Below are 8,927 nucleotides of genomic sequence, written 5' to 3'. Positions count from 1 at the left end.
CACCTACCATCGCCGACAAGCCCGTTGCTGTCGCCGCACCAAACGTGCTCAGCAAATAGTCGGTGTACAAATCGAGTTCTTTGTTCTTCATGGCGACAGGTTAGCGTATGCACTGCGTAACATCAGTTACTTGATATAACGCGTAACATATGCAGACATATAGCTATATTCAATATTATATAGCGATGAGATACATTAGATTAGTGTTATCTTTCATCTTCGCTTCCTAAATGCACTGCTTCGCATTTTGTTGCTGCCTCATTTGCGACCCGTAGCGCGTTTACAACGCTACCCGCCATAACCTAAAGCGAAAGGGCTTTTTACTGGCGCCCAGCACTTGCTCAAAATCCCACGCATGAGGTCGAGACAAGGCGGGTATGGCGGAGGAAGCGGCGCTTACAAAGGCAAGATGAGCATAGCAAGGGCGATTTTTGACTTCGTAGCGCTAACTAGGCAGCAGACGTTGAACAGGTTCAAAAAGCATGTCGGCAGCTGGGCAATGGTTGAAGACAGATGTGCTTGGCAACCGCGATTGAGGCACAAGAGCATGTGGCAAACCAGGGGGGAAATCGGCGGGGCTTGGCTGGCCCTCGCGCTTGCTACATGCCCAACACTGGCTGACAAGCAAACCGTCGTATTGATTGGCGATGAAGACTATTCGCCCTACAGCTACGCAGATGCGGCAGGTGTTGCACATGGCATCTATGCAGACATCCTGCACAAAGTCAGTGCAACCATGCCCAACTTCACTATCGAGCTGAAGACAGAGCCCTGGAAACGCGCGCTCAAAACTATCGAAGTAGGTGAAGCCGCCGGATTCTACCCGCCGTATAAGAAACTTGATGTTCGGCCATCAATGGAATACTCCCTCCCCCTGCTGGTCGAAACGGTTGTACTGGTATGCAGCAGCAAAATTTCCCGCACTTATAAAGGCGCCACATGGCCAGCCGGGTTTGCCGGCTTGCGTTTTGGCAATAATACGGGCTTCTTTATATTGGGTAAGCCCTTCTTCGACATGGTGGCAGCGGGTGAGCTGAAATTGGACGAGGCAAAAACCACCGAGTCGAACCTGCTCAAGCTCATCAAAGGTCGCATCGACTGTTATGCCAACGACCGCCGCGCGATTGAGACCGAAGCCAAGCGTCTCAAGCTCGATATGAAAGACATGCCAGAGGTTGCCGTACTCGGCAAGGAGTTTTCCTACGTCGGCTACACCAGCAAACGTGCCAAGTTCCCTTACCTGCCTGCATTCATGAAGGAGTTCGATGAGGCGGTAATCAAACTACGAGCGGAAGGGCAAATTCCAGTGCCTGAGTAATCCTCAAAAATAGTCATGCAACCGATACCAAGCCATGCCCAATACAAGGCTGGGTGTGCGCAGCAACTTGCCCCCGGGGAAAGAGGCATGATTAAGCTTGGCAAATAGGTCCAGTCGTTCACCGCCATCCGCGATAGCTTCGGCAATCAGCCGCCCCGCAAGCCCCGTCACCGCAACCCCATGGCCAGAAAAACCCTGACAGAAGTAGACATTGGGCGACAACCGTCCCCAGTGTGGGGCGCGGTTCATCGTGATATCGACAAAACCACCCCAACCATGCGCTATCTTCACGTCAGCCAATTGCGGAAAGACACGCAACATATCGTGCCGCATAGCCGCCTTCAAATTGGCTGGCGGTAACCCGGAATAGCTGACCTTGCCGCCGAATAAAAGGCGGTGGTCCGCAGTCAGCCGATAGTAATCAAGCACAAATTGGTTATCAGCCACGGCGAAATTCGGGTTGATCAGCGAACGGGCACGCGCTTCGCCCAGGGGTTCGGTTGTGATGACATAGGTGCCAACCGGCATGATTTTCTTGCCTAACACCGGCACCAGCTCATCAATAAATACATTCGCCGCCAAAACCAGTTGCTGGCAGGAAACCACACCATTTGACGTATAGGCTCGGGGACTGGGTTCCTGCTCGATTCGGTTTACCGGTGTCTGCTCAAAAATCCGGACTCCGGCAGCCTTTGCGGCACGCGCCAGTCCAAGAGCATACTTGAGCGGATGGATATGCCCACCCAGGGCATCGTACAGTCCCCCTGCATAGCGTGGACTATCCAAATGACTCCGTAACGTGGTTTTGTCCCACAACGTATAGTCCTTGTAACCAAAGCGGCGTTCGGCATCTGCCTGCCAATCCACCAGTTCACGGTATTTCCTAGTTGTCACTGCCGCGACTACGTGGCCGCGCGTCCAATCGCAATCAATACTGTGACGCGTTACCCTGTCTTCGATAATGTGGATCGCCTCCAAGGACATATCCCACATCACCTTAGCTGCAGCTTCACCCAAGGCATTGCTGATAGTATCCATATCACATGCATAGCCATTGATCACCTGACCGCCATTCCGGCCCGAAGCGGCATGCGCAAGCCGGGAACCCTCAAGCAAGATGACCTTCAGCCCGCGCTCGGCCAGATTCAACGCAGCCGAGATACCCGCCAATCCGCCCCCCACAACACATACATCGCAGTCCTGACTGCCATCAAGTTTTGGGTAATCCGGCACCGTGCCAGCGCTGGCGACATAGTAGGAATCGATATGGGATTGATGGGCGTGGTTAAGCAGGGCCATGGCACTCTCCGAAAGGAATCGGGCCGATGCTAGTGGTGTTAAATATTATTGACAAGGCGATGTACGAATAACACACCAGCCTGTGGCATGCTGGCTCGGCTGCACGCTCAACGGATGCCAGCTAGGGAAAGACATCAATACACCACTGTTACACCCCTAAGAACCTGTCTAAAGTCTGCTGCGCTTCGGCAATATGGCGTTGAAAACGTTCTCGGAATGCTCATTTACCCCGCTTCCTCGGTTGTTTTCGCCTTATCTTGCCTTAGCTTGCGAGACTTTAGGCAGGTTCTAATCCATGGCAGAAAAACCGATAGTGAAGACATGCAACCGCTGTTCACCGTTCTACCAATTCGCGGGGGTAAGGCAGAAATAACCGAGGAAGGGATAGGAGCCTACCGAAGGCGTTTTCAATACCATCTCGTCGGCACGCAACAGTGCAATGAAACAGGTTCAGATTCCCGGGAGTACACGAAGTATGCAGCGCTGCTCATAGAAACAAGCCTGCACCAAGCCATAACGTTAATGCTTGCCGGTCTCCGCAAAGCAAAGTTGGTCGCGGCCGTTCTTTTTTGCAGCATACATGGCGGTATCAGCCCGCTGAACCAACTTGTCGAATGACTCACCCGGTATGGCTTCGGCTGCCCCCATACTGAATGCGACGCGGAGCTCGGCGGGCAAACCGGGCATCGCCTGCGTCTGCACGGCATCCCGCAGCCGGGTAAAGACCAGCGGCAATTCACTGCCCTGGGTGCTGGGCATAATCAATAGCCACTCCTCACCCCCTACGCGCCCCAGTAAATCCCCCTGGCGCAAGGCATGCTGACAGGCAGCGGCAAACTGGCGCAAGACCATATCCCCCCCTTCATGGCCAAAGCGATCGTTGATCGACTTGAAATGATCGAGGTCAATCATGGCCACACAGTAAGGCTGGCCTACAGCGCGGCAGGCATCCAGCTGGCCTTTGCCATAGGCCAGGATATGGCGTCGATTTGGTGCGCCCGTGAGCTCATCCATTAACGCCAAGTCAGCAAAACGGCGTTTCTGCCTGATCTGGCGCGACAACAGCAACATCAAGGCCAAAACAACAAGAATACAAGCCGCCAAACCCAACCAAAGGAGAAGGCGGCGATTCTGGCCGGCCTGCAACTCCGCCGCATGCCGCTTTTTTTCCGACGTAAGCAGTGCAAACTCAACCTGCTGCCGCTGCGCGTCAAAACGCGCCTGCATTTCGGTAAGCAACGCGCGGTTGAGCCGCAGATTATTGCTTCGATAGGTTTTGGACCATTCTTCCAGTTCAGCCAAGGCTTCCGGATAACGGCCCAGCAGCTTATAGATGCGGCTGGCCGCCTCACGCATCGCCAGCTCACGACGCTCAGACGGAATGCGGTCGTTCAGCGTTTGCGCCTTTTCCAAAGCCTCCAGGGCCACTTTACTGGCACGCGCACCGTCCATCGCCAACGCTTCTGATCGAGCAAGCAGGCTAAGACAAATCAGTTCAAGATTGTTGTCACGCTCAAACACAGTTTGCGCCGAATCCAGCAACCGAAGCGCCTGCTCGGGTTGATGCTGTGCAATCAGGATCAGGCTGAGCCGATAGCGGACCACGGCAATCCCTGCCTGCTCCTTCAAGCCCTCTGCATAGCTCAAGGCCTCCCGCAATGTACGCTCGGCCTGGGCCAACTGCTTGTTTAGATAAAGGCTGGCGCCAAGATTGTGCAGCCGCACCACCAGGGTATGGCGATCATGCTTCGGGTCTAGGCCTGCCAAGGCGCGCTGATAGTAGTTACCCGCTTCCTTGTAATTTTCCATATTGATGTAGGCATTGCCAATGCTGTTCAGTGCCTCTCCCGATTCCACCTGCAAGCCCAGATCACTGAAAAGCGTGTAGGCCTTGAATAACAACGGCAATGCTTCGCTGACACGATTTTGATCCTGCAACAGCAGCGCCTGCTCGATATAAGCCATACCGCGTTCGCGGGACAGCTTGGGGTTCTGGGTTCGTACCAATACCGTATCGAGGAGACGGTTCGCGGCTTTTTTATCACCCAGCAGGGCCAAACGACGCACATCGGCCAGTTGTAATCTGGCTTCAGCCGCGCTGTTGCCTTGCTCCTTGGCCAACACCAAACCACGCGGCAGCAACGCATCGAGCGAGCGGAATTCCTGCGTGGTGATCTTGGCTTGAACCAGCAGTAAAACAGCCTGCAGTTCGTTAGGCTTGTCGCCCTTGTCACGATAGTCATCCAGCAGCTGGGTAGCCCGCTCGCTGACACTGACAGGGTCATCATGCAGGCTGCGGCTCAGCACATCCCAGTAACTTGCCGCAAAGGCAGGACACAGGCATAGCCAGAGCAAAAGCAGCAGCGGAGGAAAATAGCGGTCAAGCATGCCGTTTCATAGCTTCAGAGTCTGTTGGCGTCTGTTCAATAACGATCATTGATCCTCATGCATGGTGTAAAGCACTGCGCAGCCCCCGCCTTGCTGGCGACGTCCTTAGCAGTACGTCCCCTCTCTCAAACCGCGCTTCTATGCAACGCACAAAATATGGCATGGCTGCATAGCAAGATCGTGAATAGGCTCTTAAAACAATAAGCCAAGGACGGAGTGATTGCGCACCTCAAATTTGCAGCGGCTGATAGCTGCGATAAGCTTTGTACTCTGAGTAACGCCACTCGCGCAGCCTCCACGCGTCGGCTGTAGAAAAATGGATGGGAGTCGCCCGTAACCAACCCCTGTTTGACCCAGCCGGGGGACGCAATCGGATAAGTCTGGAAACGCCTCTATCTGTAAACAAGTTCTAAGAAGGCCGTTTTTCAGGAAACCGTCGGAAAGATGTCTTATATGACCCAATCAATATTAGGTGACAGCGCCATTCAGCGCCCTACCCTCTATGGCAGCACCCTCGAAAACACCTACGCCGGCATTTTGAGTTTCATGCGGCGTAATTACAGCCGTGACCTCAATGGTGCCGATGTCGTTATCAGCGGTGTGCCGCTTGATCTGGCAACGACCTTCCGTCCTGGCGCACGACTTGGCCCAGCGGCAATCCGGGCAGCCAGTGTGCAACTGGCCGAACTCAAACCCTACCCGTGGGGATTTGACCCCTTTGAAGACTTGGCAGTCATCGATTATGGCGATTGCTGGTTCGACGCGCATAACCCCCTCAGCATCGTACCCAGCATTGTTGAACACGCGCGCACCATCCTCGCTTCCGGTGCCACCATGTTGACATTGGGCGGCGACCACTTCATTACCTACCCCTTGCTCAAGGCCCATGCAGAGCGATTTGGCGCACCGCTGAGCCTGATCCATTTCGACGCGCATTGCGATACTTGGCCCGATGACAACACCGCCAGCCTTAACCACGGCACCATGTTTTACAAAGCGATTCAAGAGGGACTGATTGACGCCAAGACCTCGGTGCAAATCGGCATTCGTACTTGGAACGATGACTTCATGGGCGTACAGATATTGGATGCCCCCTGGGTGCACGCCCACGGCCCCGAAGCAACCCTGCAGCGGGTGCTCGATATCGTCGGCCAACGGCCCACCTACCTCACGTTTGATATCGACTGCCTGGACCCAGCCTTTGCACCCGGTACCGGCACACCGGTGGCAGCCGGCCTGAGCACCGCGCAAGCATTGCATATTGTGCGCGGCATGGGGCCGGTGAATCTGATCGGCATGGACGTGGTGGAGGTTTCGCCCCCGTACGACCAAAGCGAGATCACCGCCCTGGCTGCAGCGCATATTGCAGCCGACCTACTGTGCGTGCTGCGTAATCAAAAGCTGGTCAAACAGCGTTAAGAACCTGCCTAAAGTCTCGCGAGCTAAAGCAAGACAAGGCGAAAACAGCCGAGGAAGCGGCGTTTACGCGTGGGTAAATACGTATTCCGAGGGTGTTTTCAACGCCGTATTGCTGACGCACAGCAGACTTTAGACATCCTCCAACAGCCACCACGCCTCGCTTTGCCGAGACGTGTCTCCTTTTGCACGACCAAGTTCGGTCCGCACCAGTGAAAAGTTAGCGAAACAGGCGCTGCATGTCATGCTTAGCAGAGCCGATTTCCAGCACCAAAGGCACCATACACCCCCTATATCGCGATGTGAGCACGGCACGACTTTCTGGCATTACAAGCCGGGCTCGACAAACGCTTGCGGTACAGACTGCACGTGACGCGATGCCATGGCGCACAGCGATATCAAGGATCATGTATGCCGCCCACACATGTGCATCGACGGGGGTCGGCTCACCCTTGTTTCTCCACCTACCAGGAGTAAAAGATGTCAGACAAGAAGATTGCATGGCTTGCCACAGTGGTTGCTTTATCTGCCCCCATGGCATGGGCAGGTGACGAACCCAGCGCTGTGTCGGAAAGCCTGCAGGTGCAGCAGATGCTGGAGCAGGAAAAAAACGCAACGGATGTCTACAAGGCTTACTTTCCGGATTTGACCATGGCGCGTAAGGCAGCAATCAGCTTCCATCACGCCTTGCTCGAATCCAATTACGATGACGGTTACCTGGTATTGGAACTAAACCAGCAAGAGCTTGCGCAGTTGCGCGACTTTGGTTTCAACATGAAGCCCGCAACCGAATTCATGGCGCAACGTAAGCAACTGATCGAACAAATCCAGTCGCTCAGCCGTAAACGCGCTATGAGCGGTGAAAGCAGTCCCAATGCCAGCATCTTCTCCATCCCCAACTATTCGTGCTACGAAACCGTAGAAGAAACCTTTGCCGCCGCGGCCGCACTGGCCGGTAGCAAGCCTTCGCTGGCAAGCTGGATTGATATAGGGGATTCGTGGCAAAAGAAAAACGCGCGTGGCGGCTACGACATGCGGGTGCTGAAGCTTACCAACAGCGCCATTGCGGGCGATAAGCCCAAGCTCTTCATCAACAGCGCCATTCACGCCCGTGAATACACCACAGCACCGTTGGTATTGGAATTTGCCCGTTGGTTGGTGAATGGCTATGGCACCAATGCAGATGCAACCTGGATACTCGATAACCACGAAGTCCATCTGTTGCTGCAAACCAATCCCGACGGCCGCAAAAAAGCGGAGAGCGGTCTTTCCTGGCGGAAGAACACCAATACAGCGTATTGCGGAGCCAACAGTAATTACCGCGGGGCCGATCTCAACCGTAACTTCACCCAGAGCTGGAACTCCACCGGCGGTTCCGGATCAAGCGGCAACCCCTGCAACGAAACCTATCGCGGAATCTCCGCCGGTTCCGAGCCGGAAGTCCAGGCGCTTGAAGCCTATGTACGTACGCTGTGGCCCGACCAACGCGGCCCGAATGTAGGTGATGCTGCACCACCGACAACCAGCGGTATCCACATGGATATCCATAGCTATAGCCAACTTGTGCTGTGGCCATGGGGTGACCGATCCACCCCTGCACCCAATGGCCCCGCGCTGCAAACACTGGGTCGTAAATTCGCCTATTTCAATAACTACACGCCCCAGCAGTCCATCGGACTCTACGCCACCGATGGCACCAGCGATGCCATCAGCTATGGCGAACTCGGCGTTGCGGCTTTCACGATTGAGCTAGGTACGTCCTTCTTCCAAAGCTGCAGCACCTACAACAACACCATCAAACCGAAAAACCTGCAGGCGCTGATCTACGCTGCAAAAGTCGTGCGCACCCCTTACCTCACCCCGACAGGCCCCGATGTCACCGTGGTCAACCTCAGTAGCGATGCCGCCACCACCGGCGTACCCAAAGGCACGCTGGTAACCCTGACAGGAAGCGCCACCGACATCCGCTTCAATAACAGCAACGGCACCGAGCCCACGCAGAATATCTCGCAGGCGGAGTACTACATCGATACACCACCATGGACTGCCGGCGCGACGCCAGTGGCGTTGGCCGCGAGTGATGGCAGCTTTAACGCCAAAACCGAAGCCATCACGGGTTCGATTAGTACCAGCAGCTTGAGTGTGGGCCAGCATCTCGTCTATGTACGCTCACGCGATGCGGATGGTAATTGGGGGGCAGTCACTGCATCGTTCCTGAAAGTGAACTAAGCATCTGTTTACGATCTGTCACAAGCAGCCGTCAGCAGAGTGAAGCGCAGCGCAAAAACCGGAATGTACATAAAGTACATGAGGATTTTGAGCAGCACATAAGCTCTGATCACGGCTGCACAGTTAAGATCGTAAACAGTTCCTAATGCGGAACTGATGTTACGCAGTAGCTGCGAGAAGCAGCTGTAACTGATCATAAGCCGCGCGGGAGGCGTTGATCAGTAACTTGCGGCAAAGTGCGAATGGGTTCTTCTGCGTCTTGATGCTCAGGCATTCA

Annotated in this window: 5 protein-coding genes; 3 read left to right on the top strand and 2 right to left on the bottom strand. The window is 54.8% G+C overall.

Features of this window, described 5'->3' with window-relative positions:
* The first annotated feature begins 547 nt into the window (after positions 1-547).
* On the top strand, positions 548-1,318 hold the full coding sequence (locus CSQ89_RS17875; protein WP_158229032.1) for a substrate-binding periplasmic protein: 771 nt from the start codon (positions 548-550) through the stop codon (positions 1,316-1,318).
* Positions 1,319-1,321: 3 nt separating this feature from the next.
* Here CSQ89_RS17875 and CSQ89_RS17870 read toward each other — a convergent pair whose 3' ends face one another.
* Positions 1,322-2,617, bottom strand: coding sequence for an NAD(P)/FAD-dependent oxidoreductase (locus CSQ89_RS17870; RefSeq protein WP_099407441.1), 1,296 nt, complete (start codon positions 2,615-2,617; stop codon positions 1,322-1,324).
* A 519-nt stretch (positions 2,618-3,136) separates the two neighbouring features.
* Positions 3,137-5,005 carry a tetratricopeptide repeat-containing diguanylate cyclase gene (locus CSQ89_RS17865; protein ID WP_099407440.1) on the bottom strand — a complete coding sequence of 623 codons (1,869 nt, stop codon included), beginning with the start codon at positions 5,003-5,005 and terminating at the stop codon, positions 3,137-3,139.
* A gap of 453 nt (positions 5,006-5,458) precedes the next feature.
* On the opposite strand from CSQ89_RS17865, the gene speB reads away from it, so the two are divergent.
* Together speB and CSQ89_RS17855 are read left to right on the top strand one after the other, a co-directional pair.
* Positions 5,459-6,424, top strand: coding sequence for an agmatinase (gene speB, locus CSQ89_RS17860; RefSeq protein WP_099407444.1), 966 nt, complete (start codon positions 5,459-5,461; stop codon positions 6,422-6,424).
* Positions 6,425-6,901: 477 nt separating this feature from the next.
* On the top strand, positions 6,902-8,650 hold the full coding sequence (locus CSQ89_RS17855) for a M14 family metallopeptidase (RefSeq protein ID WP_199065673.1): 1,749 nt from the start codon (positions 6,902-6,904) through the stop codon (positions 8,648-8,650).
* The last annotated feature ends 277 nt before the right edge of the window (positions 8,651-8,927 follow it).

This window comes from Chitinimonas sp. BJB300 (assembly GCF_002735695.1).
GTDB lineage: Bacteria > Pseudomonadota > Gammaproteobacteria > Burkholderiales > Chitinimonadaceae > Chitinimonas.
Note: the sequence above shows the minus strand (reverse complement) of the source record. Positions and strands in the feature narration are given on the sequence as shown.

Coding starts and splice junctions, on each gene's coding strand:
- CSQ89_RS17875 (WP_158229032.1), top strand. CDS start 548: ATGTGGCAAACCAGGGGGGAAATCGGCGGGGCTTGGCTGGCCCTCGCG.
- CSQ89_RS17870 (WP_099407441.1), bottom strand. CDS start 2,617: ATGGCCCTGCTTAACCACGCCCATCAATCCCATATCGATTCCTACTAT.
- CSQ89_RS17865 (WP_099407440.1), bottom strand. CDS start 5,005: ATGCTTGACCGCTATTTTCCTCCGCTGCTGCTTTTGCTCTGGCTATGC.
- speB (WP_099407444.1), top strand. CDS start 5,459: ATGACCCAATCAATATTAGGTGACAGCGCCATTCAGCGCCCTACCCTC.
- CSQ89_RS17855 (WP_199065673.1), top strand. CDS start 6,902: ATGTCAGACAAGAAGATTGCATGGCTTGCCACAGTGGTTGCTTTATCT.